This window comes from Ralstonia mannitolilytica, assembly GCF_905397375.1.
Classification (GTDB): domain Bacteria; phylum Pseudomonadota; class Gammaproteobacteria; order Burkholderiales; family Burkholderiaceae; genus Ralstonia; species Ralstonia mannitolilytica.
In genome coordinates, this window is the sequence record NZ_CAJPVG010000005.1 from 195545 (window position 1) to 220172 (window position 24628).

The following is a 24628-nucleotide window of genomic DNA, read 5'->3' on the forward strand; positions in this document are numbered from 1 at the left end:
TTGGCAATCCGCCCGCAGGGCGAACAATACGGCGGAACGATTGCTGCACCGCAGCAGCAAAAATCCGTGCCTGTTTGCATCAACGCGCTACCATGCCGGCCTGACTTTTGCGCTTTTTTTTCCGTACGTAGGGTTGACGATGATCGTTGTAGTGATGGGTGTTTCGGGCTGCGGCAAATCCACAGTGGGCCAGAAGATTGCCGAGCGGCTCGGCTGCGCGTTCCGTGACGGCGATGAATTCCACAGCGACGCCAACCGCGCCAAGATGCACGCCGGCATCCCGCTCAACGACGACGATCGCAAGCCCTGGCTCGAAGCCATCCGCGCGTACATGGACGAAACGACCAGCGGCGGCCGGTCGCTCGTGGTGGCATGCTCGGCGCTCAAGCAGCGCTACCGCGATGTGCTGCGCGGCCCCGCGGGCAATGCCGAATTCGTCTATCTGAAGGGGAGCTTCGAGCTGCTGCAAAGCCGGCTCGCCGCCCGCAAGGACCACTTCTTCAACCCGAGCCTGCTGCGCAGCCAGTTCGATGCGCTGGAAGAGCCGACCGACGCCATCGTCGTCGACATCGCGCTGCCGCCCGACGTGATCGTCGAGCAGGCCGTCGTGCAGTTGCAGGCGCGCGCCGCGCACCGGCCCGCGGCCTGACTGTCACCGCGACATTTCGCCCGGCACGTGCTGCAGCACGGCCTGCACCTCGCCGTTGCATACGCTGCTCATGCGTGCCTCTTCGCGCGGCGTGTCGATCTGTTCGTGCGCCTGCAGCCCCAGTTCGATGAGCGATTGCGCGCGCGGCAGCCAATGGCGCGTGAGCGCCGCTTCCAGATCAGCCGCAATGCGATCCGGGTTGCCAAAGTACAGGCGTCCGCCATATTCGCTCTCGATCTCCTGCCGGATCGTCTCGGCCGCGCGCGGCAGCACGGCGCGGTTGACGGCCACGTGGCGCAGTTCATGCGCGCGGACGGCGTCGTGAGCGCAGCTACCCGGTGCGAATTCACGGGCCACCGCCACCCGAAAATCACTGAGGATCAACTCCACATCCACCGACGGGCGCAGGCAGGTGGTGCGCGGCTGCGTGGGAATGTCCATGTAGCGGCTGGTGACTGAAAACCGCGCGGAGAGGGTCGCATACGTCTTGCCGAGCACGCGCGCGGCGCGATCGTACGGCGGTGCCTCGGCGGTGAGCTGATCGACCGAGCGGTCGTTGGAGAACGACAGCGGCGTTTCGCGGGTCCGCACGTTCACGTGCATAGGCCCGAGCGCGCTGTCGCAGGCCTTGAGCCAATGCGCCTTGTTGGCGGCGGGTGCGGGCGCACCGGTCGCGGCGGCCACACTCTCGATCGGGGCGAAGCGCACGTCGGCAAGATGCGTGCGATGCATGCGGCTCCAATGCCACGCGCCTGTCACCGCGGCCAGCACCAAACCCAGGATCACCACCCGACGCATTTCGATTCCCCGTTCGTGTATCCGGGGCGACCGATGCATTGGCGTTCCGGATCATGCCGGTGTCGATCGGGCCCGTTCTGCGCGGGCCCTCACCAGCTGCCGGATCTGCTCGCCCGATTGCCTCAGTGCGATGCGCGCTTCCGGTAAGAAAGGATAGAAGATCGGCCACACGTGCGGAAGCCGGCGCCCCATCTTCACCGAAACGGATACCCCAGCGGCACGCGCGCGCTCGGCCATTCGGAGGGTGTCGTCGCGCAGCACTTCGGTGTCGCTGACATAGCAGTGCAGCGGCGGCAGGCCGGTGAAGTCGGCATACAGCGGCGAGGCCAGCGGATGGTCCGCCGGCGCGCCCGAATCGCCCAGGTACAGCGCAGCGCCGTGGGCCATCCAGGCGCCGCGGAACATCACGTCCGATTCATCGTTGTCGATCAGGCTTTGCCCGGTGGCGGCCAGGTCTGTCCACGGCGAGTAGAGGATCGCTCCGGCGGGCAATGGATCCGCAGCGTCACGCAGCGCCACCAGCAGTGCGAGCGCCAGGCCACCGCCTGCGGAATCCCCGGCGACAACGACGCGGGCCGGTGCCACGCCCTGCGCGAGCAGCGTCCGGTACGTGAGCAGCGCGTCCTCCACCGGCGCGGGAAACGGATGCTCCGGGGCCAGGCGATAGTCGGGCACGCACACGCGCGCCCGCGCATGCGTAGCCAGGCCGATGGTGATGGGCCGATGCGTGCGTGGGCTGCAGAAAAAATAGCCGCCGCCGTGCAGGTACAGCACCACGGGGGCGTCGCCGTGCAGGCTCGCGTCTGCCGGTTCGATCCACTCGCCGGTGAGCCCGCTGTTGGCCGGCACGATGCGCCAGTCCGCCGGCAGCCGTACCGGCCGCGGCATCGTGCGCTTCTCGGCGTTCAGGCGCGTGGCGATCGGGTCGAAGGGCTCCCGCTCGGTCGGCTTCTTGACCTGATTGCGCACCATCCACGAGACGACCCAGTTCTGCCAGCTCATCCGGCGACCCTCTGCTCGAAAGCCCCAGCGTAAGGGCACGGACAGTCTTGGGCAACCTGCCGTTTCCATCCACCGGCCGCTTGGCAAACAATCTACAAATTTATATAGTGTCCGGAATCTCCGCTCATGTCTTCCCTTCTTCTTCTCATGTCGATGGATTTCGCGCATTTCATGCCGGGTACGGCACTGGCGGGCGGTCTGCTCATCGGGCTGGCGGCAGCCGTGCTGGTCCTGTCCATGGGCCGCATCGCCGGCATCAGCGGCATCCTCGGCGGGCTGCTGCAGCGCCCGTGTGGCGACGCTGCATGGCGTGTCGCCTTCCTGGGGGGGCTGGTCGGCGCGCCGATCCTCGCTGGCGCCCTTGGCCACGCGGTGGTGCCCGACATCACCGCCGGCTGGGGCGAAGTCCTCATCGCGGGGTTCCTGGTGGGCATCGGCACCCGCTATGCGGGCGGCTGCACGAGCGGCCACGGCGTGTGCGGGCTTTCGCGCGGCTCGGTGCGCTCGCTGGTCGCGACGCTCACGTTCATGGCCGCGGGCGTTGTCACGGTGTTCGTGACACGCCACGCGATGGGAGGCTGAAATGGCCGTTCTGATTGCGCTGGTGGCCGGGCTGCTGTTTGGCGCGGGGCTGATTGTCTCGGGCATGGCCAATCCGGCCAAGGTGCTCGGTTTTCTCGATCTGGCGGGCAGCTGGGATCCGTCGCTGGCCTTCGTGATGGCGGGCGCGATTGCGGTGGGCGTGGTCGCCTTCTTCATGGCGCGGCGACGCGCTCGCACGTGGCTCGGCACCGCGATTCAATGGCCGGCTGCGACCGGCGTGTCCGCACGGCTGGTGCTGGGCAGCGCCGTCTTCGGCATCGGATGGGGCCTGGCGGGATTCTGTCCCGGCCCGGCCCTGGTGGCGTTGGGCGCGGGCGTGCCAAAGGCCGGCGGCTTTGTCGCCGCGATGCTGGCAGGCATGGCCGCCTTCAGCTGGCTGGAGCACCGGCGCTGACCGGCCGTTCTTTCTTACAACATCCACATCACCTCACAGGGGGCAGCATGATCTTTCGCACCGTGGGCGCCGCGTTGGCGCTCGCCGTCAGCGCATCGGCCATCGCACAGGGCGCGGCCACACTCGCCGTGCCGGACGAAGCCACCATTCCCGCCGGCCCGATGGGCGACGCCATCAAGCGCGGCAGGCTCATTCTTACCGATACCAAGCGCCAGTTGCCGGGCAACGTGGGCAATGGCCTGAACTGCACGAGCTGCCACCTCAACGGCGGCACGGTGCCGTACGCATCGCCGTGGGTCGGGCTGACCGGCGCGTTTCCGGAATACCGGTCGCGCAGCGGCAAGGTGATCTCGCTGCAGGAGCGCGTCAACGATTGCTTCCAGCGCTCCATGAACGGCAAGGCACTGGCGTTTGACGGTGAAGAGATGAACGCCATCCTCGCGTACATGAAATGGCTTTCCAGCGGCGTGCCGACCGGCACGAACGTGACCGGGCGCGGCTTCGAGAAGATCGATACCGCGCTCAAGCCCGACCGCGAGCACGGCAAAGCCATCTACGCCCAACGCTGCGCCGCATGCCATGGCGCGGACGGCCAGGGGCTGCCGAACCCGCAGGGCGGATACGCCATGCCGCCACTGTGGGGCAAGGATGCCTTCAACGTGGGCGCAGGCATGGCCCGCACGTATACCGCCGCGGCATTCGTCAAGCACAACATGCCGCTGGGCCAGGGCGGTACGCTGACGGCGCAGGAGGCGGTGGACGTTGCCGCGTTCTTTACGCACCAGCCCCGCCCCGACTTTGCGGCACGCACGAAGGATTGGCCCAAGGGTGATCGGCCCAAGGACGCCCGCTGAGACAACGCGTGCCGAAAAAAAAGCCTGCAGCGGTTGCGCTGCAGGCTTTTTGCTTTGGCACTTCAGGGCGCTGTGCGCCTCTTCTGCGTGAATCCCCGTTTTGGATCAGTTGACCTTGAGCTGGCCGCCACGGCCCAGGCCGCCCTTCACGTCTTGCGCCTTGTAGTTGCGCAACGCCACGACCATCTTGTTCCACGCGTCAATGAAGGCGACCACCGTGGCCTTGCCTTCCGGCGTTGAAGAGAAGCCGGCCAGGCCACCGCCCACGCCGCCGCCCAGGCCGGCCAGCACAGCGCCGTAGTTGGTGGCGGTGGAGCTGCCCTCGGCTGCCGCGATCTGCACGGCCGAGCGGACGTCGAACAGCGTCAGCGTCACCACGGACGCCTTGGACTTGACGCTGCCGGCCAGCGCGGCGATGGCGCTGTTGCCCAGCAGCCCGCCCACGGCACCGGCCACGCCGCCGATCGGTGAATCGTTGATGATGATCTGCGGCTCCATGTAGTAGTCGGCCGCCACGCGCTGGCCCTTGTGCTGCTTCGAACCGGCGCGGTACTCGCCGGAGTTGCGCTGCAGATCGGTGATGCGCGACAGGCGTGCGTCGGTCTTCTGGTTGCCGATCGACGTGATCACGAAGCAGTTCGACTGCTGCACGGCCATGCGCAGCAGGGGGTCGATGGTGGTGACCTTGGTGGCGCTGCCGAACTGGCCGTACCAGTCGGCGTTGCGGCCGTCGTCCATGGCAATGGTGCCCAGCGGCGAAGCGCAGCGCTCCAGCGTCGGGTCGGCGCCCACGCTGGAGCCGCCGGCTGCCGCACCGGTCACGCCGGCGTTCTGGCCGCCCGGGCTGACGATGCCGCCGCCCGCGCACGCCGCGAGGGAAGCGCTGAGGAGGGCCGCTCCCGCAAGCTTGGCGGTGCGGCTGAAAAGGTTGGTCTTCATGTTGTTGGATGGCTCAGATTGCGTCGATGTTCGGCTTATGCGTCCTACGACTCAATAAGCCCCCCTTGGTTGGGCGTGCGGTGTGCGGACTGGCTTTCTCCCTTTTCCGCCGTTCGCCCGAAAAACGCTGTGAAGCAAATGGCCTGGTGGGTCAATACCAATACCAGGTGGTCTGGCGCCAGACGCCCAGATACGGATAGCCGGAATACCAATAGCCGTAATACGTATTGCGCCATTGCGAGCGCCATTTGAAATCGTCTTCGTCGGACTTCCTGGCGGCGCGCGCTTCTTCAAGCAGCTTCTTCGACTCCTTGTCGCCGCGGCTGACGGCGATCGACAGCCATTTCTCGGCCTCGCGCGGGTCGGAGCCCATCTCTTCCAGCCCGAACAGGTAGAACGCGCCCAGGGCCTTCTGCGCCTGCAGGTTGCCGCGCTCGGCGGCCTCGCGCATCCAGTTCAGCGCCTGGTAGCTGTCCTGACGCACGCCATCGCCCCGGAAGTAGCGCAGGCCGAGATCGTAGGCAGCCTTGGGCTCGCGCTTGGCGGCGTCCTTCAGGGCTGCGATCCGGGGGTCTTCAGGAACCTCGTCCTTGGCGTCGAACGACACCTGGTCTTTCGGGCGATCGGCGCATCCGCGGCTGTCGCAGACCCGTACGGTCGAGCTGGGCGGCGGAGTTTGGGCACAAGCGGCCAGCGCCAATACAACGCCAAGTGCAAGCCATTGATAACGCATGCGACAGCCCCTCGGATGTTGTCCAAGCCGTTTCAGAATCGATTGGAAACGGCTGCATTTTTGTTGTGGTCGACCGGGTGAGATGCCATGGCGCACGCTCGTTCCCCGCCCCCGCAGCACACATGGTGTGCAATTGATATAGATCGTTCTACTTTAGCGGGAACGCGTGGGTGGTGTGTTATTAAAGCGTAACGTTTGCGCGAGCAACAACACACTGGGAACCCGTGGCGGGCCAGGTCGGGGCGTGGGGGCGGTGCTAAGATGCCGCCCAGCAATCAGGAGAAGTGGGAATGCGCGCAAGCAAGCGCCAGCAGGTCGTGGACAAGGCCAGTGAGCTTTTTTCCAGGCACGGCTTTCATCCCGTAGGCGTCGACTGGATCATCGACGAGTCCGGCGTTGCCCGCATGACGCTCTACCGGCACTTTGCCGGCAAGGAAGACCTCATCCGCGAAGTCCTGGAGCAGCGCTACACCTTCATCATGCAAAGCATGGCCGACAAGCTCGGCCCCCTGCCCGACGCCACCGCCCGCCTCAAGGGCATCTTCGACTGGTACGAGACGTGGTTCCGCAGCCCCGAATTCGCGGGCTGCCTGTTCGAGCGCGCGCTGGCCGAGTTTGGCGCGACCTGCCCGCGGGTGACCGACGTGGCGGTCCGCTACCGCGACGATCTGCTCGCCATGATCGAGACGCTGCTCAAAGACGTGGTGCCGGCCGCTGCGGCACGCCAGCTTGCCGGGGTGTACGTGATGCTGCTTTCCGGCGCCACGGCCGACGCCCGGGCGATTGGCGATCCATCTGCGGCTTCACGGGCCTGGGAGGCGGCGCGGGCGCTGCTGGAGCAGGCGCGGGCGACCGCGCCTGCGTAGACACGGCGCAGCTACCAGCCGCGCTGCAGCCGGCGCGCGATCATCGACGGCAGCCGCACCAGCCCTTCGGCGAGCAATCGCAGGTGCATGCCCACGAGCAGGACGTTGTCGCGCAGATAGCGGAAATGTGACACCCCGCCCTCGTCCGCCCGGAAGTACCGCACAGGGGCATCGAGCCGGATCGGCCGCACGCCGGCCCAGCACAGGCGCACCGCCGCTTCCGGATCAAAGTCGAAACCGCGCATCGACGCATGCCGGCGCATGATCGCCGCCAGCGGCGCAATGGGGTACACGCGAAAGCCGAAGAGCGTATCGCCAATACCCGCCCACAGCGTTTCGATGTCTGCGCAGCCGTTGGACAGGCGCCGGCCCTGCACGCGAATCTGCGGCGCGCTCGAATCGAACAGCGGCTGCCCCAGCACCATCGCGTCCGGCGCCGCGCATGAAGCCTGCATGAAGGCGGGGATGAGGTCGGTGGGGTGCTGGCCATCGGCGTCCATGGTCAGCACGTGGGTGAAGCCCTGCGCGGCAGCGGCTTCCAGTCCCGCCAGGATCGCCACGCCCTTGCCGCGATTGCGCGGCAGCACGATCACGTGCAGCCCCGGATCGCGCTCAGCCATGGCCCGCAGCCGCTCGGTGCTGCCGTCGGTACTGCCGTCGTCCACCACCCACACGGGGTTCCACTGCGCGCGGGCGGCGCGCACGGCGTCATCGACCTTGCGGCCGGGGTTGTAGCTCGGAATGAGGACGAGATGCGTCGAAGAGGCGCCGGTCATCGGCATGGCGTCGGTCCGGCGGGACGTCCGGTGCTGGGATCAGCGCGTACGGTGCGCGGCAACGTAGGCCGCGAGGGCCCCGAGCGACGCGAAGATCTTCTTGTTCTCCGGATCGCCCGAACGCAGTTCGAAGCCGTACTTCTTGGAGATCAGCAACGCAATTTCGAGGATGTCGATGGAGTCGAGCCCAAACCCTTCGCCATACAGCGGCGTATCGGCCGTGATGGAATCGAGTTGGATGTCTTCGAGGTTCAGTTCGCCGATCATCAGCACGGCGAGCTCTTTTTCCAGATCGTTCATCGGTCTTGCATGCACAGGCAGCCTGCAGCGGGGAATGCGGCCAGAAACAACGTCGTTCTCCTCGCCCGAAGCCCTGTCTTGCCCCGCCTGTGAAAGGGGGTCGTTTAAGCTAGGCGGATTCTAGACGAAGGGTCACACCGCGTATAGCCGCAAACCGTGACAAGACCTCATGCCGGCGCGCCCCCGGGCCATGTGACGCAAACGATTCAGCAGCCGTCGTGGCGCCATCCGACGGGCCCCGCATGCCGTCCCGGGCGGGAAGGCCGCGTACATCCGGTTACAAACACACCGCCGCCGGGCCGGGCAACCCGGCCGCGCGGCCCTAGAATGTGGCCGCCCGACCGTGCAAGCGCGGTGCCTATGATGAACCTGACCCCTTCCACACGACGATGCCCTGTCCTGCCATGAGCCGACTGCTCCGCCTTGCACACGGCACCGCGGGCGTGGCGGCCGTCGTCGCATACCAGGTCGGTGCGCACCATGCGGTCGCGACGCCTGGCGCGCATGGCCTGGGCCTGGCGATGGCGCTGGTGCCGCCGCTGGCCATTGCCCTGCTGGCCGCCGCGCGCTCTGTGCAGCGCGCGTGGCTGGTGCCGCTGTGGCTCGTGCTCTGCGGCGCGCTTTGGACGATGCGCGAGCCGCTGGCACGCCATTTCGACTGGGGCCTGTACCTGGAGCACGCGACCTTCAACCTGATGATGGCCTATCTCTTCGGCCGGACGCTGCAGGCTGGGCGCGAACCGCTGTGCACGCAATTCGCGCGCATCGTGCACGGTACGCTCACGCCACGCATCGCTTGGTATTCGCGGCAGGTCACGTGGGCGTGGACGCTCTTCTTCGTGGCGACGGCCGCCACGTCCACGGCGCTGTTTGCCCTGGCATCCACCGTCACGTGGTCAACGTTCGCGAACTACGTGTCGCTGCCGCTGGTCGGCGCGATGTTCGTGGTGGAATACCTCTGCCGGCGCATCGTGCTGCGCGACGCGCCGCGCTCCAACCTGTTCGACGCCGTGCGCGCCTACCGCCAATCCGCGCACGGTGCCACGGGCCGCCCCCGCTGAGTCGCGAATCGCCCCGGAATGTCCTGCATGCCCACCTACCCGCTCGTCTCGCATCGCTCGCTGGATGACACGATCGCATGGCGCGACGGCACGCCCGTGCCCGTGCGCACATTCGTGGCCGATGTAACCGCGCTGGCGGCAAGACTGCCTGCGGGCGCCCACGTATTCAACGCGTGCACCGACCGCTACCGGTTCGCCGTGGGCGTCTGCGCGACGCTGGTGGCCCGCAAGGTCAGCCTGCTGCCGCCCATGCAGACCGCGCAGATGGTGCGCCAGCTCGCGGCGTTCGCGCCGGATGTCTTCTGCCTGTATGACACCGAGGACTGCCCCGTCGCACTGCCGGGCTTGCGCTATCCCGACGATCTGGCCGCGGATGCGCCGGCCGCTGCCGTGCCGCAGATCGAGGCGTCGCGGCCGGTGGCGGTGCTCTTTACTTCCGGCTCCACCGGCACGCCCGTGCCGCATCGCAAGACCTGGGGCGCCCTCGTGCAATGCATGCACACCGCCGCGGCGCGGCTTGGGCTCGATGACGGACGCCCCGTCACGCTGGTCGGCACAGTGCCGCCGCAGCACATGTACGGGTTCGAGATGACGGTACTGCTGGCGCTGCAGGCCGGCCTCGCATTCAGCAGCCGACAGCCGTTCTATCCGGCGGACATCCGCGAGACGCTCGACGCCGTGCCGCAGCCGCGCGTGCTGGTGACGTCGCCGGTGCACCTGCGTGCGCTGCTGGCATCGGAGCCGACACTGCCTTGCGCATCGCTCGTGCTGTCGGCCACGGCGCCGTTGTCGGAAGCGCTCGCACGGGAGGCAGAGTCGCGCCTCGCGGCACCGCTCATCGAGATTTACGGCAGCACCGAAACCGGCCAGATCGCGAGTCGCCGCAGCGCCAACGAAACCGCATGGCACTTGTATCCGGACGTGCGCATGCAGGCGCGTCCCGACACCGCGGGTGACGAGGGCCCGACCATATGGGTCAGCGGCGGCCACGTGCAGACGCCGGTGCCGATGGGCGACGCCATTGAGCTTCTGGACGACACGCGTTTTCACCTGCACGGACGCAAGGCCGATCTCATCAACATTGCGGGCAAGCGCTCTTCGTTGGCGTATCTGAACCATCAGCTCACGTCGATCCCGGGCGTGGTGGACGGCGTGTTCTTCATGCCCGACGCCGCCCCGGCGGCCCCACACGCGCACGGCGGCACGGCGGTCACGCGTCTGGTGGCGCTGGTGGTCGCGCCAGAGCTGGCGGCGGCGGACGTGCTGCGCGCGCTGCACGAGCGCGTCGATGCCGCGTTCTTGCCGCGCCCCCTGCTGCTGGTCGACGCGCTGCCGCGCAACGAGACCGGCAAACTCCAGCGCGACGTCCTCGCGGCGCTGGTGGCACGGCATGCGTCGCGCCCGCCTCGGCAGAGCGTCCTGCGGTTCACGATTCCGGCCGGCCACCCCGCCCTGCCTGGTCATTTTCCCGGGCACCCGATCGTGCCCGGCGTGGTGCTGCTCGATCGCGCCATCGGGCTCATCGGTGCGGCGCTCGGCCGCTCGCTCGATGCCTGCCGCATCCGTTCGGCCAAGTTCCTGAGCCCCGCAGAGCCGGAAGACGCGCTCGACGTGACGTTTGACACCACGGCCGGCGGCGCAATCGTCTTCACGATCCGCACGGGCGAGCGCGACGTCGCCAGCGGTGTGCTGAGCGTGCAGGAGGGCGTGACGGCATGAAGCGCCCCGAATGGGCAGAGCGCCCGGAACGCAGCAACGCGCTGCTGCTGCGCGTGATGACGTGGCTGTCGCTGCGGCTGGGGCGACGGCTGGGGCGCGCCCTGCTGCGCCTGATCGCCGCGTACTTCGTGCTGTGTTCGCCGTCGGCATGCCGGGCTTCGCGCGACTACCTGCGGCGCACGCTCGGCCGGCGTGCCGGGGTGCGCGACGTGTTCCGCCACATGTTCACGTTCGCTACGACGATCCACGACCGCATCTACCTGATCGCGGGGCGCTTCGATCTCTTCGACATCGCGTTGCAGGGGCAAGAGCACGTCCATGCCGTGCTCGCGCAAGGCCGGGGCGCCTTTCTGCTCGGCGCGCACCTCGGCAGCTTCGAGGTCGTGCGCGCGCTGGGCCGCTCAGTACCGGACCTGCGTGTGGCCGTCGCCATGTACGAAGACAACGCGCGCAACATCAACGCCGCCATTGCCGCCATCAACCCCGCGGCGGCGCCCGACGTCATTCCGCTGGGGCGGGTCGACGCCATGCTGCAGGTGCGCGATGCGCTCGACGACAACCGGCTCGTTGGCATGCTGGCCGACCGCACGCTGCTGCGCGATGCCGGCCCGTCGGTGCGGCGCATGGCGTTTTTGGGCAGCCCGGCGGGGTTTCCGCTGGGGCCGCTGCACATGGCCGCCATGCTGAGGCGGCCGGTGCTGTTCATGACAGGGCTGCACCTGGGCGGCAACCGCTACGCCGTCCACTTTGACCGGCTGGCCGACTTCACCGACATCCGTCGCGAGGAACGCGCCGCCGCCGTCGAGGCAGCGCTGGCGCGCTATGTCGAGCGCGTCGAGCGCTATTGCCGCATCGCGCCGTACAACTGGTTCAATTTCTTCGATTTCTGGCACGATGCCGGCGCCGCCCCAGCACCCGCCGGCACCGCGGCCAAGCGACAGACCACCCAGACACCATGACCGCAACGCGCCCATTTCGTCTCTACCGCGCCGGCCTCACGCTGCTCGCTGCCTGCATGCTGGCCGGCGCCGCGCACGCCGATACCGCATGGACGCTCGACCGCCTGATGTCCACCCTTGCGCGCAACACGTCCGGGCGCGCCAGCTTTATCGAGACCAAGACGCTGTCGATCGCGGCCGAGCCGATCGTGTCGTCGGGCGAGCTGGTGTTCGTCGCGCCGGACCATCTGGAAAAGCACACGCTGCGGCCCAAGCCGGAGCACATGGTCATCGACGGTGACAAGCTGACCGTGGAGCGCAACCAGCGCAGGTTCACCGTGCCGCTTTCGCAGTATCCGGAGCTCAACGCCTTCATCGACAGCATCCGCGCGACGCTGGCCGGCAACCGCTACGCGCTCGAAGCGATCTACCAGGTTGCCATTGCGGGCCGCGGCGACGACTGGACGCTCACCCTCACGCCCATCGACGCGCGCATGCAGAAAGTCGTCAGTTCGATCACGCTCGAGGGCACGGGCGACGCGATGCGCAGCGTCACCCTCCGCCAGGCCGACGGCGACCATTCGGTGATGCGGCTGCAGCGCATCGCCGGTACCGCCCGGCGCCCATAGAGGCAGCCGCATGGAACGCTTGCACGCCCTGCGCCGGCCCGCGGTGCTGGTCTGGCTGACCGGCCTGGCGCTGTGCGCGATCGTGGTGTCGCGCGCGCAGTTCACGGCCGACCTGTCTGCGTTCCTGCCGCGCTCCCCAAGCGCCGAGCAGCGCGTGCTGGTGGACCAGCTGCGCGAGGGGCTGGTGTCACGGCTCATCCTCGTCGGCATTGAAGGCAGCGATGCGGCCACGCGCGCGACGCTCTCACGCAAGCTCGCGGCGACGCTGCGCGCCGACCCGCAGTTCCATGCCGTCAACAACGGCGAGCCCGTGAACGAGGCGCGCGACCGGCAGTTCATCTTCGAGCACCGCTACGTGCTCAGCCCCGCCGTGACGCCGCAGCGCTTCTCTGCCGAGGGCCTGCACGCCGCACTGGCCGAGAGCCTGGACCTGCTGAGTTCGTCTGCCGGGCTCGTCGCCAAGCACCTGCTGCCGCGCGACCCGACGGGCGAGGTGGCCGCGCTCGTCAGCCAGCTCGACACCACCGGGCTGCCGTCGTCGATGCACGACGTGTGGGCGGCGCGCGACGGGCAGCGCGCCGTGCTTGTCGTGCAGACGGCTGCCGCGGGCTCCGACACCGACGCCCAGGCCCGCGCCATGGATGCCGTGCGCCGCGCCTTCGATGCCGCCTCGCACAGCACGCCCAATGCGGCATCGGCCCGGCTGCTGATGACCGGCCCGGGCGTCTTCTCCGTGGAGACACGCAACGCAATCCGGCATGACGTGGAGCGGCTCTCGACGCTGAGCCTGGCGCTGGTCGTGGCGCTGCTGCTGACGGTGTACCGCTCGCCGCGCACGGTGGTGCTCGGGCTGCTGCCGGTGCTCTCGGGCGTGGCCGCAGGGGTGGCGGGGGTCAGCCTGGCATTCGGCGCGGTGCACGGGCTCACGCTCGGCTTTGGCACCACGCTCATCGGCGAGGCGGTGGACTACTCGGTCTATCTGTTCGTGCAGTCCGGCCGCGCGCGCGGCACCAGCCCGCGTGACAGCCTGCGGGCGTGGGTGGCCGCGTACTGGCCGACCATCCGCCTTGGCGTGCTGACCTCGGTGTGCGGCTTTGCGTCGATGCTGTTTTCTGGCTTTCCCGGCTTGGTGCAGCTCGGGCTGTATTCGATCGTGGGACTCGTGACGGCGGCGCTCATCACGCGTTTTGTGCTGCCGCATCTGTACAGCGGGCACGTGGAGATCCGCGATGTGTCGCGCCTGGGCGGATGGCTTGCACGCGCGGCCGGTACGGCTTGTCGGCTGCGCTGGCTGCTGGCCTTGGTACTCGCGGGCTCGCTCGCCGTCCTGGCGCTGCATCGCGATGGCCTGTGGAGCCGCGAGCTGGCCGCATTGAGCCCCGTGCCCGCCAGCAGCCAGGCACTCGACGCGAGCCTGCGCGCAGACGTCGGGGCGCCGGACGTGCGCTATCTGGTGGTGATTCCCGGCGCAACGGAGCAGGCCGCGCTGGAAGGCGCCGAGAGGATCGCCGCGCAGCTGCAGCCGCTGGTGGACCGTGGCGTGCTCGCCGGCTTCGAGAACCCCGCGCGCTATCTGCCGAGCGACGCGACGCAGCGTGCGCGCCTGGCCAGCCTGCCGAGCGCCGACGCGCTGACCGCACGCATGCGCGCTGCCGTCGAAGGCCAGGCGATCCGCGTCAAACCCGAGCGCTTCGCGCCGTTCATCGCCGACGTCACGGCTGCCCGCACCCAGCCGCTGCTGCGGCGTGCCGATCTGAACGGCACATCGATGGCGTTGGCTGTCGATGCGCTGCTGACCGAACGTGCCGGCCAGTGGAGCGCCATGCTGCCGCTGCGTGCACCGGCAGGCGCAAAGGCGGCATCCCACCAGCCGAGCCTGGATGCCGAGCCCGTCCGCGCCGCCGTGGCGCGTGCGGGCGTGTCCGGTGCCCTGTTCGTCGATCTGAAGGCCGAGGCGGACCGCCTCTACGTCGACTACGTGCATGAGGACATCCGCCTGTCGCTCGCCGGTTTTGCGGTGATTGCCGTGCTGCTGCTTGTGGCGCTGCGCTCGGCACGGCGCGCTGTGCATGCACTGGCCCCGCTCGTCGGCTCGGTGCTGGTGGTGGCGGCCGGCTTTGCGCTGGCCGGCGTGCAGCTCACGATCCTGCATCTGGTCGGCATGCTGCTGATCGTAGCGGTCGGATCGAACTATGCGCTGTTCTTCAGCCAGCGTGCGGGCACGGCCGAGCAGCACATCGGCACGCAAACGCTCGTGTCGCTGCTGGTGGCCAATCTCGCAACGGTGGCCGGCTTTGGGCTGCTGGCCTTCTCGCACGTGCCGCTGCTCAGCACATTCGGCCTGACCGTTGGCCCCGGTGCCATGCTCGCGCTGGTGTTTGCTGCCATCCTCGCGCCCCGCCAATGCTCAGACCCCGCCACGCCATGAACGCGTCGTCTGCTTCGATAGCCGTTGCGGCACGCCGCTGGAAGCCGACGCCGCTCATCAGCGGCGCGCTGGCGGTGCATGCCGGCGCCGCGCTCGCTGCGGTGGCCGCGCCCGCTGCATGGCCGTGGGCGGGGGGCAGCGTCATCGCATCGCATCTGGTGCTGATGGCCGCCGGCCTGTGGCCCCGCAGCACGTGGCTCGGCCCGAACTGGACGAGGCTGCCCGAAACGGCCGGCGCGCAGATCGCACTGACCATCGACGACGGCCCCGATCCGGAAGTCACGCCGCGCGTCCTGGACATGCTCGACCGCTACAACGCCAAGGCCACGTTCTTCTGCATCGGCGAGCTGGCATTGCGCCACCCGCGCTGCGTCGAGGCCATCGTCGCGCGCGGGCATGCCGTGGAAAACCACAGCCAGCGGCATCGGCACACGTTCTCGGTGCAAGGCCCTGGGGCACTGCGCAGGGAGATTGGCGCCGCGCAGGACACGCTCACGCAGATCACCGGCACCCGGCCGCTGTTTTTCCGCGCCCCGGCGGGGCTGCGCAATCCGTTTCTTGAGCCGGTGCTGTGCCAGCTCGGCCTGCAGCTGGCCAGTTGGACGCGCCGCGGCTTCGATACGCGCTCCACCAACGCAGACGCCGTCGCGCAGCGTCTGCTGCACCACCTCGCACGGCGCGACATCCTGCTGCTGCACGACGGTCACGCCGCGCGCGACGCACAAGGTGAACCGGTGCTGCTGTCCGTCTTGCCGAAGGTGCTGGAGGCCGCCCGGCAGGCGCGGTTGCGCTGCGCGACGCTGCGCGATTGCCTGGAAGACCACGCCGCACCGGGCGCCGAGCCGCACATGTCCATTTGATAAAATTTGTGACTTGACGCCATGGCCTGCGGCAACGGCCTGCAGCCCATTTCCCACCCCTACCGCGCCCCCCAAGTGAAGCCCGTACTGGTCACGCATTTCACCGCCACGAGTTGTCTCGGACGTGGCCTTGACGCCACGCTGGCGGCGTTGCGCGGGCAGCGTGGCGGCCTCGCGCCGTGCGACTTTCCGCGGGCGGAACTCGACACCTGGATCGGCGCAGTGGACGGCGTCGACGACGCTCCCATGCGCTCCGACCTGGCCGAGTTCGATTGCCGCAACAACCGCCTCGCCCAGATCGGTCTCACACAGGACGGCTTTGCCGAGCGCGTGGAATCGGCCAGGGCCCGCTATGGCGCGCAGCGCATCGGCGTCTTCATCGGCACCAGCACGTCGGGCATCCTCGAAACCGAACACGCCTATCAGCACCGCGATCCGCAGTCCGGCGCGCTGCCCGGCGATTTCCGCTACACGCAGACGCACAACATCTACTCGCCCGCCGCGTTCGTCCGCGCGTATTGCCGCCTCGGCGGCCCGGCCATGGCCATTTCGTCGGCATGCTCGTCGGGCGCCAAGGTGTTTGCCTCGGCGCGGCGCATGCTCGAAGCCGGGCTGATCGACGCGGCGGTGGTGGGCGGTGTCGATTCGCTGTGCCTGACCGCGCTGTACGGGTTCAATTCGCTCGAGCTGCTGTCGCGCCGGCCATGCCGCCCGTACGACGTGGCGCGTGACGGCATCTCGATCGGCGAGGCGGCGGCGTTTGCGTTGCTGGAGCGCATGCCCTCACACGCCGTCGACGACGATGCGATCGCGCTGCTCGGCATCGGCGAATCGAGCGACGCGCATCACATGTCGTCGCCGCATCCTGAGGGCCTCGGGGCACAGGCGGCCATGGCGCAGGCGCTGTCGACCAGCGGCCTGGACGCATCCGACATCGACTACATCAACCTGCACGGCACGGGCACACTCAGCAACGACGCGGCGGAGGCCCATGCCGTCCGGGCGCTGTTCGACGGCACGGCGTGCAGTTCGACCAAGGGGGCGACCGGCCACACGCTCGGCGCGGCAGGCGCGCTGGAGGCCGTCATCACGGCGCTCGCCCTGCGCCACCAGTTCGTTCCCGCCGGCATCAACACCACCGAGCCGGATCCCGCACTCGGCGTGCATTACGTTACCTCCGATCGCAACGCGCGCGTGCAGGCGGCGCTGAGCAACGCCTTCGGTTTTGGCGGCACGAACTGCAGCCTGGTCTTTGGCCGCGCAGGGCTCGCATCATGACCCGACTCAGTGCATTCATCGAAAGCGTCGGCGTGCTGGGCCCGGGGCTGCCGGAGTGGCCGCACACCGCCCAGGTGCTTGCGGGCCGCACGGCCTACACGCACGCGCCAACCGAGCTGCCGCCGCCCGCCGGCCTGCCGGCCATCGAGCGCCGCCGCACGGGGCCGGTCGTCAAGCTTGCACTGGCCGTGGGGCGCGAAGCGGTCGCCGGTAGCGGGCGCGATGCGGCCTCGCTCGCGACGGTGTTCAGTTCGTCTGGCGGCGACGGCCACAACTGCCACGCGATCTGCGAAACCCTGGCCGGCGACGACCGCAAGCTCTCGCCCACGCGCTTCCACAACTCCGTGCACAACGCGCCGGCCGGCTACTGGAGCATCGCCACGCAGGCCCGGGCGCCATCCAACGTGCTGTGCGCGCACGACGGCAGCTTTGCGGCTGGCCTGCTCGACACTGTCTGCCAGGTGGCGGCCGATGGCACGCCGACCCTGCTGGTCGCGTATGACGGCACATATCCGGAGCCGTTGCACGCCGTCCGCCCGGTGCCCGATGCGTTTGCGGTGGCCCTCGTGCTGGCGCGCGAAGCGGGCCCGCGCTCGCTCGCCCGCATCGACGTCGCACTGAGCGACACACCCCCGACCACGCTCGCGGATGCGGCGCTCGAGACGCTGCGTCAGGGCAACCCCGCCGCGCGCGCATTGCCGCTGCTGCAGGCGCTGGCCACACAGCGCGCCACGAACCTCGTGCTCGATTACCTGCCCGACACGCGTCTGCAGGTCGACCTCACGCCGTTGGGCACGTCCACCATGCAGGCCAGCGCGTCGTGAGCCCAGATTCGCAACGGGTACCGCCGCTGGACCGCGACTGGATCGCGGCGCGCATTCCGCACAGCGGCACCATGTGCCTGCTCGACGCCGTCGTCGGCTGGAGCGATACGCGCGTCCACTGCACGGCCACCAGCCACCGCGACCCGGCCAATCCGCTGCGCGCCCACGGACGGCTGGCGGCCGTCTGCGGCATCGAGTACGCGGCGCAGGCCATGGCGGTGCACGGCGCCCTGTGCGCAGCAGACCAGCGGCGTCCCCGCGCCGGGTTCCTCGCCAGCGTGCGCAGCGTCGAGGCGCACGTCCCGCGGCTCGACACGATCGACGCGCCGCTCGATGTCGAGGCCGAACGCATCGGCGGCGACGGCAACAACGTGCTGTACCGATTCACGGTGCGCGATGGCGAGCGCCTCCTGTTGACCGGGCGCGCCGCCGTGGTGCTCGACGCGTCCGCTGCATGAACCTGTTTGAGAGGATTCCGTATGAAAAGCCGTCTGCTTTTGATCCCCGCGCTGCTGCTCGCGCTGTGGAGTGCGCTCGCCCACGCTGACCTCTCTGAGGCCAAGCAGGACATCAAGCAGGGCACGAAAGAAGCGGCGCGCAAAACGGGGCATGCAGCAAAGGAAGTCGGGCATGCCACGGCCAACGCCGCGCGCGCGGTGGGCCATGGCGTGAAGAACGCGGCGCATGCGACCAAGTGCGGCGTGAAACATGTCTTCAAGAAGCCTTGTGAGAGCGACTAGCGCCCCGGGGCGCATATCGCCCATCGGATCGTGCCCCTGGGTCTGTGTCGCAGCGCCCGCGACAGCCGGGGGTCAGTCGTGGCCCGACGCATCGCCCTCCTGGATCATGGACCGCAGCAGCAGGTCGAATGGGGCGCTGGAGACCTTGAACAGGCCCTGATACGGATGGGTCAGTTCCAGTATCAAGAAATTGGCGCTTGCGATAGCGACGGCGCCCAACAATATAAACAGTATTCCGACGATATTGCCGCCACTGAGGCTTCCATAAAGAAAAAACAGCAGACAGGCCCAGCCAAACACAATGACAAGAAGCAGTGCAGGCACCTGATTTGAAAGACTCCTGACGATATTCGATTGGATGGCAATAAAGTTGCTGGAAAACTGGCGGATAGCGTTAAGGTCGTCGCGGGTGACGGCTTCAAACCCCTCGGAGATCCTGTTGATCTCCAGCATCGTCTCGACGTCCTCGGAAAGGTGCGCGTAGCTTACCTCTGTCGCCTGCTGGCTGCCCTGATCCGACCAATATCGTTGCAGCAGGCGAACGACCATCCGGCGCAGCATTGTCCTTGGCTTATCGGAGACGCCGGGAAATTGCTTGAGCAGAAGATCAATATTCCCCACGGCGTTGATCAAGGAATTGAAATCGGCCTGATGATTGTTGAACGTGGCGTAGGAAGAAGATACGAGAAGGCCTAGAACGATGGCAAACAGCGTGCCGATCAAGCCTGAAACAGATTTGATGATATCTTCAGACAGGCTGATATCTACCGGAAACAGCTTGTGCACATAGACGCCGGCAATTGCACAAGAAAAGGTGGCAATCGAAATCGTAATACAGCGACCAAGTATGCTCATTGCGGATGCCTGCCAAATTCGGGTTCGAGTTCCGGGCTCGCCGCCCGCGGGAGGCGGGGCATGTCTGCTGCCGCGCCAACCATGTGCCCAGCCGCTACGCCGCCGGAGACCCGCTGCTCAAAAAATCGATTCTATCAATCTTGATAAGTATATCAAATATGAGAGATACGGCAGCCTTTTGTCTCAACCAACTGGCGTGCTGGTGGCTGTAGTCCGTTCCCGCACACGCAAGCGCGGTCATCGAACGTGCCGGTGGACGCCGCAACGCGGTCGAGTTGAGCGAGGTAGGCACAAGTTTGCTCATGCCGCGCTTCCCAAGCGCCGACCGTGGGGCTACGGTCACAGACCAATCCGGTGTGGGCGGGCTGCCCAATGAAAAAGGGCGCCTTAGCGGCGCCCTGCATTCAGTTTTTTTACCCATCAAAGCTCAGGGAGGAATCTTCCTTTGTCTGACGGGTACGTTGGTCAGAACGGGATATCGTCGTCCATGTCCTCGAAGCCATTCGACGGCGCGGGCTGACGGCGTGCGCTGCCGCCCTGGCCGGCACCGGCCTCGCCGCCGCGCGAGTAGCCGCCGCCACCGCCCTGGCCCTGGCTGCGGCCGCCGCCGTAACCCCCACCGCCGCCTTCTCCGCCGCGGGAGTAGCCACCACCGCCCTCACCGCCCATGCCTTGGCGGCCGCCGAGCATCTGCATCTGCTCTGCGACGATTTCGGTGCTGTATTGCTTCTGGCCGTCCTTCTCCCACTGGCGGGTCTTGAGGCGCCCTTCGACGTAGACCTGCGAGCCCTTTTTCAGGTATTCGCCGGCGATTTCCGCCAGGCGGCCGAAGAAGGCGATGCGGTGCCATTCGGTGGCTTCGCGCATTTCGCCGCTGGCCTTGTCCTTGTAGCGGTCCGTGGTGGCCACGCGGATGTTGGTGACGGCGTCGCCGCTGGGCATGTAACGCGTTTCCGGGTCGGCACCGAGATTGCCGACGATGATGACTTTGTTGACGGACGCCATGATGAGTTTCCGAAGGTAATTGAAGGGATGCCGCCGTAAAGGGCTAACGAAAAAAAGGCCGACTGAAAGTGTAGCGCTGAATGCCGACCCTAGTGCCGACGCAACGCCGGCATCTGCATGGGGCTGGCGATTATAAGCCACGCCAAAGCCAGCGCCGCGCAGGTCAAAAATACGGCATGCTGCCCCACGTGCAGCAGAATCCAGCCGCCGCCGGCGCCGCCCGCAAACAGGCCCAGGGCCTGCGTCGTGTTGTATACGCCCATGGCCGCGCCCTTGCGTACGCCCGGCGCGTACTTCGACACCAGCGATGGCTGCGACGCCTCCAGCACGTTGAAGCCGAGGAAGTAGACCAGCAGCGCGATCGACAGGGCCGCCAGCGTCGGATGCACTTCGCCCAGCGCCAGTTGCGCCACCATCACCAGCGCGACGGCGCAGAGCAGCACGGCCTTCATCCTGCCGCGCTTCTCCGCCGCAATGATGGCCGGCACCATCAGCACGAACGACACGCCCATCACCGGCAGGTAAATCTTCCAGTGCGAATCGACGGGCAGGCCGGCAGCTTCCAGCATGTGCGGCAGCACGACGAACAGGGCCGTCTGTGTGGCATGCAGGGCGAACACGCCAAAGTTCAGGCGCAGCAGCTCGGGGTTGTGCAGCACTTCGCGGAACGGCGCCTTCACGTGCGCGGGCGGGCGCGGCGCATTCGGCACCACCCACATCACCACGCCGATGGCGACGATGGCCAGCACGCCAATCGCCAGGAACATCCCCGGCATGCCGACCCAGCGGAAGATGACCGGCGCGCTCACGATGGCCACGGCAAACGACACGCCGATGCTGCCGCCAATCATGGCCATGGCCTTGGTGCGTTGCTCTTCGCGCGTGAGGTCGGCCACGAAGGCGATCACCGCCGATGAGATGGCTCCCGCGCCCTGGATGGCCCGCCCCACGGCGATGCCCGCGACGCTGTGCGAAAACGCCGCCACCAGGCTGCCCACCGCGAAGATCACCAGGCCCGCAACAATGACGGGCTTGCGCCCGAAGCGGTCAGACAGCCAGCCGTACGGGATGTAGAGCACCGCCTGCGTCAGGCCGTACACGCCGATGGCGAAGGCGACGAGCTGCGTGTTGTTGCCGTCGGGCAGCGTTTTCGCGAACACCGCGAAGACCGGCATGATCATGAACAGGCCCAACATGCGCAGCGCGAAGATGCCGGCCAGCGAAGCGGCCGCACGCAGCTCGAGGCCGGTCATGCGGCCGGAAGCGGAAATCATGGACGGGGAAGCGGAAGACATGGCGCGGAAACCGCCGCAGAACACACGAAAGGAATGCGGCGACAAAGACACTTGAACGGCCTCGCCAATCGCCCCATCTGGGCGCGGACACCGGCAAAACCGAAGTTCGGTATATTAGCAGGCTTACCCTTTTCCACCCCCTCCCGCCGATTGCCGCAGGCGGTCCGCACCCGACGCCGCATTGAGCCGCATTCAGCCACACATGGACGAAATCAAGATTCGTGGGGCCCGTACCCACAACCTGAAGAACATCAACCTGGATCTGCCGCGCAACAAGCTGGTCGTGATCACCGGGCTTTCGGGGTCGGGCAAGTCGTCGCTGGCGTTCGACACGCTGTACGCGGAGGGGCAGCGGCGCTATGTCGAGTCACTTTCTGCCTACGCGCGGCAGTTCCTGCAGCTGATGGAAAAGCCGGATGTGGACCTGATCGAAGGCCTGTCGCCGGCCATCTCCATCGAACAGAAGGCCACCAGCCACAACCCGCGCTCCACCGTCGGCACGGTCACCGAGATCCACGACTACCTGCGTCTGCTGTATGCGCGCGCCGGCACCCCCTACTGCCCCGACCACGGCCAGCCGCTGGAAGCGCAGAGCGTGTCACAAATGGTGGACGCCGTGCTGGCGCTGCCGGCCGACACCAAGCTGATGATCCTGGCGCCCGTGGTGGTCAACCGCAAGGGCGAGCATGTCGACCTGTTCGAGGCGATGCAGGCGCAGGGCTTCGTGCGCTTTCGGGTGCGCTCGGGCGGCGGCACCGCGCATGAGGCCGAGGCCCGGGTCTACGAGGTCGACGACCTGCCCAGGCTGAAGAAGAACGACAAGCACTCGATCGACGTGGTGGTCGACCGCGTGAAGGTCAACCCGGAGCTCAAGCAGCGCCTGGCCGAATCGTTCGAAACCGCGCTGCGCCTGGCCGACGGCCGCGCCGTGGCGCTGGAAATGGATACGGGCCGCGAACACGTCTTCAGCTCCAAGTTTGCGTGCCCGATCTGCTCGTATTCGCTGCAGGAGCTGGAGCCGCGGCTGTTCTCGTTCAACAACCCGATGGGCGCCTGCCCGCACTGCGACGGCCTGGGCCAGATCACGTTCTTCGATCCGAAGCGCGTGGTGGCCTTCCCGAACCTGTCGCTGGCCTCGGGCGCCATCAAGGGGTGGGACCGCCGCAACCAGTTCTACTTCCAGATGCTGCAGAGCCTGGCGGCGTTCTACGACGTCGACATCGACGTGCCGTTCGAAGAGCTGCCGCAGGAAATCCAGCAGATCGTGCTGCACGGCTCGGGCAAGCAGCAGATTCCGTTCACGTACATCAACGAACGCGGCAAGACGACGGTGCGCGAGCACGCGTTCGAGGGCATCATCCCGAACCTCGAGCGGCGCTACAAGGAGACCGACTCCATTGCCGTGCGCGAGGAGCTGGCCAAGTACCAGAACAACCAGGCGTGCCCGGAGTGCCACGGCACCCGCCTGCGCCGCGAGGCCCGCTTCGTCAAGGTGGGCGAAGGCGACCAGGCCCGCGGCATCTACGAGATCAACGGCTGGCCGCTGCGCGACGCGCTCACGTATTTCCTCACGCTGAACCTGCACGGCGCCAAGCGCGAGATTGCCGACAAGATCGTCAAGGAGATCACCGCGCGGCTGAACTTCCTGAACAACGTCGGGCTCGATTACCTATCGCTGGAGCGCAGCGCCGATACGCTCTCGGGCGGCGAGGCGCAGCGCATCCGCCTGGCGTCGCAGATCGGCTCGGGGCTGACCGGCGTGATGTACGTGCTTGATGAGCCGTCCATCGGCCTGCACCAGCGCGACAACGACCGCCTGATCGGCACGCTCAAGCACCTGCGCGATCTCGGCAACTCGGTGCTGGTGGTCGAGCACGACGAGGACATGATCCGCGCGTCGGACTACGTGGTGGACATCGGCCCGGGCGCCGGCGTGCACGGCGGTCAGATCATCGCCGAGGGCACGCCGATGCAGATCGAGCAATCGCCGGCATCGCTCACGGGCGACTACCTGTCGGGCAAGCGCCGCATCGAGGTGCCCAAGCAGCGCACGGCGCCGGACGACGAGCGCTGGCTGCGCATCATCAACGCCACGGGCAACAACCTGAAGAACGTGTCGGCGGACATCCCGATCGGGCTGCTCACGTGCATCACGGGCGTGTCGGGCTCGGGCAAGTCGACGCTGATCAACGACACGCTGTATCACGCGGTGGCGCGCCATCTGTACGGCTCGACGCCGGAGCCGGCACCGCACGACCGCATTGAGGGGCTCGAGCATTTCGACAAGGTCATCAACGTCGACCAGTCGCCGATCGGCCGCACGCCGCGCTCGAACCCGGCCACGTACACGGGCCTGTTCACACCGATCCGCGAATTGTTTGCTGGCGTGCCGGCGGCCAAGGAGCGCGGGTACGACCCGGGCCGCTTCTCGTTCAACGTCAAGGGCGGCCGCTGCGAGGCCTGCCAGGGCGACGGCGTGCTCAAGGTCGAGATGCACTTCCTGCCCGACGTGTACGTGCCGTGCGACGTGTGCCACGGCAAGCGCTACAACCGCGAAACGCTCGAAGTGCTCTACAAGGGCAAGAACATCACCGAAGTGCTGGAGATGACGGTGGAGCAGGCGCACGAGTTCTTCGCGCCGGTGCCAGTCGTGCGCCGCAAGCTGCAGACGCTGCTGGATGTTGGCCTTGGCTACATCCGCCTGGGGCAATCGGCGACCACGCTGTCGGGCGGTGAAGCGCAGCGCGTGAAGCTGTCGCTCGAGCTGTCGAAACGCGACACGGGCCGCACCCTGTACATCCTGGACGAGCCGACCACCGGCCTGCACTTCCACGACATCGAGCTGTTGCTCAAGGTCATCTACAAGCTGCGTGACCATGGCAATACGATCGTCATCATCGAGCACAATCTGGACGTGATCAAAACGGCCGACTGGCTGCTCGACCTTGGGCCGGAAGGCGGTGCGGGCGGCGGGCAGATCATCGCCAAGGGCACGCCCGAAGACGTGGCGCGGAACAAGGCGAGCTTTACCGGCAAGTACCTGGCGCCGCTGCTCAAACGCAAGTAAGCACAGCGATGCGGC

The 24628-nt window shown here is 67.4% G+C and carries 25 protein-coding genes; 16 read left to right on the forward strand and 9 right to left on the reverse strand.

What is annotated here, in order from left to right; translation table 11 throughout:
- The first annotated feature begins 139 nt into the window (after positions 1 to 139).
- Positions 140 to 649 (forward strand): gluconokinase, encoded by a 510-nt coding sequence (locus KHN96_RS12495; RefSeq protein ID WP_045787757.1) that lies wholly within the window; start codon positions 140 to 142, stop codon positions 647 to 649.
- Between the two features lie 3 nt (positions 650 to 652).
- Here KHN96_RS12495 and KHN96_RS12500 read toward each other — a convergent pair whose 3' ends face one another.
- The gene (locus KHN96_RS12500; RefSeq protein WP_045785767.1) at positions 653 to 1447 is read right to left on the reverse strand and encodes a hypothetical protein; all 795 of its coding nucleotides are present in this window, start codon (positions 1445 to 1447) and stop codon (positions 653 to 655) included.
- Between the two features lie 51 nt (positions 1448 to 1498).
- Positions 1499 to 2449 carry an alpha/beta hydrolase gene (locus KHN96_RS12505; protein WP_062739086.1) on the reverse strand — a complete coding sequence of 317 codons (951 nt, stop codon included), beginning with the start codon at positions 2447 to 2449 and terminating at the stop codon, positions 1499 to 1501.
- Positions 2450 to 2596: 147 nt separating this feature from the next.
- Here KHN96_RS12505 and KHN96_RS12510 point away from each other — a divergent pair, with 147 nt between their 5' ends.
- The 3 genes from KHN96_RS12510 to KHN96_RS12520 are packed head-to-tail and all read left to right on the forward strand — an operon-like array spanning position 2597 to position 4300.
- On the forward strand, positions 2597 to 3031 hold the full coding sequence (locus KHN96_RS12510; RefSeq protein ID WP_062739087.1) for a YeeE/YedE family protein: 435 nt from the start codon (positions 2597 to 2599) through the stop codon (positions 3029 to 3031).
- Position 3032: 1 nt separating this feature from the next.
- Positions 3033 to 3446 carry a DUF6691 family protein gene (locus KHN96_RS12515; RefSeq protein ID WP_045785764.1) on the forward strand — a complete coding sequence of 138 codons (414 nt, stop codon included), beginning with the start codon at positions 3033 to 3035 and terminating at the stop codon, positions 3444 to 3446.
- Between the two features lie 47 nt (positions 3447 to 3493).
- On the forward strand, positions 3494 to 4300 hold the full coding sequence (locus KHN96_RS12520) for a c-type cytochrome (RefSeq protein ID WP_102080714.1): 807 nt from the start codon (positions 3494 to 3496) through the stop codon (positions 4298 to 4300).
- A gap of 105 nt (positions 4301 to 4405) precedes the next feature.
- On the opposite strand, the gene KHN96_RS12525 is transcribed toward KHN96_RS12520, so the two are convergent.
- Positions 4406 to 5239, reverse strand: coding sequence for a hypothetical protein (locus tag KHN96_RS12525; protein WP_045785763.1), 834 nt, complete (start codon positions 5237 to 5239; stop codon positions 4406 to 4408).
- Positions 5240 to 5390: 151 nt separating this feature from the next.
- A complete protein-coding gene (locus KHN96_RS12530) occupies positions 5391 to 5972 on the reverse strand; it encodes a tetratricopeptide repeat protein (RefSeq protein ID WP_062739088.1) in 582 nt (193 codons plus the stop codon).
- Between the two features lie 290 nt (positions 5973 to 6262).
- On the opposite strand from KHN96_RS12530, the gene KHN96_RS12535 reads away from it, so the two are divergent.
- Positions 6263 to 6838 (forward strand): TetR/AcrR family transcriptional regulator, encoded by a 576-nt coding sequence (locus KHN96_RS12535; RefSeq protein WP_045785761.1) that lies wholly within the window; start codon positions 6263 to 6265, stop codon positions 6836 to 6838.
- Between the two features lie 11 nt (positions 6839 to 6849).
- On the opposite strand, the gene KHN96_RS12540 is transcribed toward KHN96_RS12535, so the two are convergent.
- Both KHN96_RS12540 and KHN96_RS12545 read right to left on the reverse strand, forming a co-directional pair.
- The gene (locus KHN96_RS12540; protein ID WP_045785760.1) at positions 6850 to 7620 is read right to left on the reverse strand and encodes a glycosyltransferase family 2 protein; all 771 of its coding nucleotides are present in this window, start codon (positions 7618 to 7620) and stop codon (positions 6850 to 6852) included.
- Between the two features lie 33 nt (positions 7621 to 7653).
- Complete coding sequence (locus KHN96_RS12545; RefSeq protein WP_045785759.1) at positions 7654 to 7914, reverse strand: phosphopantetheine-binding protein; 261 nt, start codon at positions 7912 to 7914, stop codon at positions 7654 to 7656.
- Between the two features lie 404 nt (positions 7915 to 8318).
- Here KHN96_RS12545 and KHN96_RS12550 point away from each other — a divergent pair, with 404 nt between their 5' ends.
- The 10 genes from KHN96_RS12550 to KHN96_RS12595 all read left to right on the forward strand — a co-directional run bounded on the left by KHN96_RS12550 (position 8319) and on the right by KHN96_RS12595 (position 18391).
- Positions 8319 to 8975 carry a COG4648 family protein gene (locus KHN96_RS12550; RefSeq protein ID WP_062739089.1) on the forward strand — a complete coding sequence of 219 codons (657 nt, stop codon included), beginning with the start codon at positions 8319 to 8321 and terminating at the stop codon, positions 8973 to 8975.
- Positions 8976 to 9002: 27 nt separating this feature from the next.
- Positions 9003 to 10694, forward strand: coding sequence for an AMP-binding protein (locus tag KHN96_RS12555; protein WP_062739090.1), 1692 nt, complete (start codon positions 9003 to 9005; stop codon positions 10692 to 10694).
- The gene (locus KHN96_RS12560) at positions 10691 to 11653 is read left to right on the forward strand and encodes a lysophospholipid acyltransferase family protein (protein WP_062739091.1); all 963 of its coding nucleotides are present in this window, start codon (positions 10691 to 10693) and stop codon (positions 11651 to 11653) included. The genes KHN96_RS12555 and KHN96_RS12560 overlap by 4 nt, the downstream gene beginning before the upstream one ends.
- A complete protein-coding gene (locus KHN96_RS12565; protein ID WP_062739092.1) occupies positions 11650 to 12261 on the forward strand; it encodes a LolA-related protein in 612 nt (203 codons plus the stop codon). Before KHN96_RS12560 ends, KHN96_RS12565 begins: the two co-directional genes overlap by 4 nt.
- A 10-nt stretch (positions 12262 to 12271) precedes the next feature.
- Positions 12272 to 14689 (forward strand): MMPL family transporter, encoded by a 2418-nt coding sequence (locus tag KHN96_RS12570; protein WP_062739093.1) that lies wholly within the window; start codon positions 12272 to 12274, stop codon positions 14687 to 14689.
- Positions 14686 to 15549 carry a polysaccharide deacetylase family protein gene (locus KHN96_RS12575; RefSeq protein ID WP_062739094.1) on the forward strand — a complete coding sequence of 288 codons (864 nt, stop codon included), beginning with the start codon at positions 14686 to 14688 and terminating at the stop codon, positions 15547 to 15549. The genes KHN96_RS12570 and KHN96_RS12575 overlap by 4 nt, the downstream gene beginning before the upstream one ends.
- A gap of 75 nt (positions 15550 to 15624) precedes the next feature.
- Positions 15625 to 16827, forward strand: a complete 1203-nt coding sequence (locus KHN96_RS12580; protein WP_062739117.1) for a beta-ketoacyl-[acyl-carrier-protein] synthase family protein — start codon at positions 15625 to 15627, stop codon at positions 16825 to 16827.
- Positions 16824 to 17651, forward strand: a complete 828-nt coding sequence (locus tag KHN96_RS12585; RefSeq protein WP_062739095.1) for a beta-ketoacyl synthase chain length factor — start codon at positions 16824 to 16826, stop codon at positions 17649 to 17651. The genes KHN96_RS12580 and KHN96_RS12585 overlap by 4 nt, the downstream gene beginning before the upstream one ends.
- Positions 17648 to 18109: a hotdog family protein gene (locus KHN96_RS12590; protein WP_045785750.1), complete on the forward strand. Its 462-nt coding sequence runs from the start codon at positions 17648 to 17650 to the stop codon at positions 18107 to 18109. The genes KHN96_RS12585 and KHN96_RS12590 overlap by 4 nt, the downstream gene beginning before the upstream one ends.
- A gap of 21 nt (positions 18110 to 18130) precedes the next feature.
- The gene (locus KHN96_RS12595; protein WP_045785749.1) at positions 18131 to 18391 is read left to right on the forward strand and encodes a hypothetical protein; all 261 of its coding nucleotides are present in this window, start codon (positions 18131 to 18133) and stop codon (positions 18389 to 18391) included.
- A 72-nt stretch (positions 18392 to 18463) separates the two neighbouring features.
- Here KHN96_RS12595 and KHN96_RS12600 read toward each other — a convergent pair whose 3' ends face one another.
- The 3 genes from KHN96_RS12600 to KHN96_RS12610 form a co-directional block, all read right to left on the reverse strand.
- Positions 18464 to 19246 (reverse strand): bestrophin-like domain, encoded by a 783-nt coding sequence (locus KHN96_RS12600; protein ID WP_062739096.1) that lies wholly within the window; start codon positions 19244 to 19246, stop codon positions 18464 to 18466.
- A 465-nt stretch (positions 19247 to 19711) separates the two neighbouring features.
- Positions 19712 to 20251 carry a single-stranded DNA-binding protein gene (locus KHN96_RS12605; RefSeq protein ID WP_045785747.1) on the reverse strand — a complete coding sequence of 180 codons (540 nt, stop codon included), beginning with the start codon at positions 20249 to 20251 and terminating at the stop codon, positions 19712 to 19714.
- Between the two features lie 89 nt (positions 20252 to 20340).
- Complete coding sequence (locus KHN96_RS12610) at positions 20341 to 21504, reverse strand: MFS transporter (protein WP_062739118.1); 1164 nt, start codon at positions 21502 to 21504, stop codon at positions 20341 to 20343.
- A 244-nt stretch (positions 21505 to 21748) separates the two neighbouring features.
- Here KHN96_RS12610 and uvrA point away from each other — a divergent pair, with 244 nt between their 5' ends.
- A complete protein-coding gene (uvrA, locus tag KHN96_RS12615; RefSeq protein WP_045785745.1) occupies positions 21749 to 24613 on the forward strand; it encodes an excinuclease ABC subunit UvrA in 2865 nt (954 codons plus the stop codon).
- The last annotated feature ends 15 nt before the right edge of the window (positions 24614 to 24628 follow it).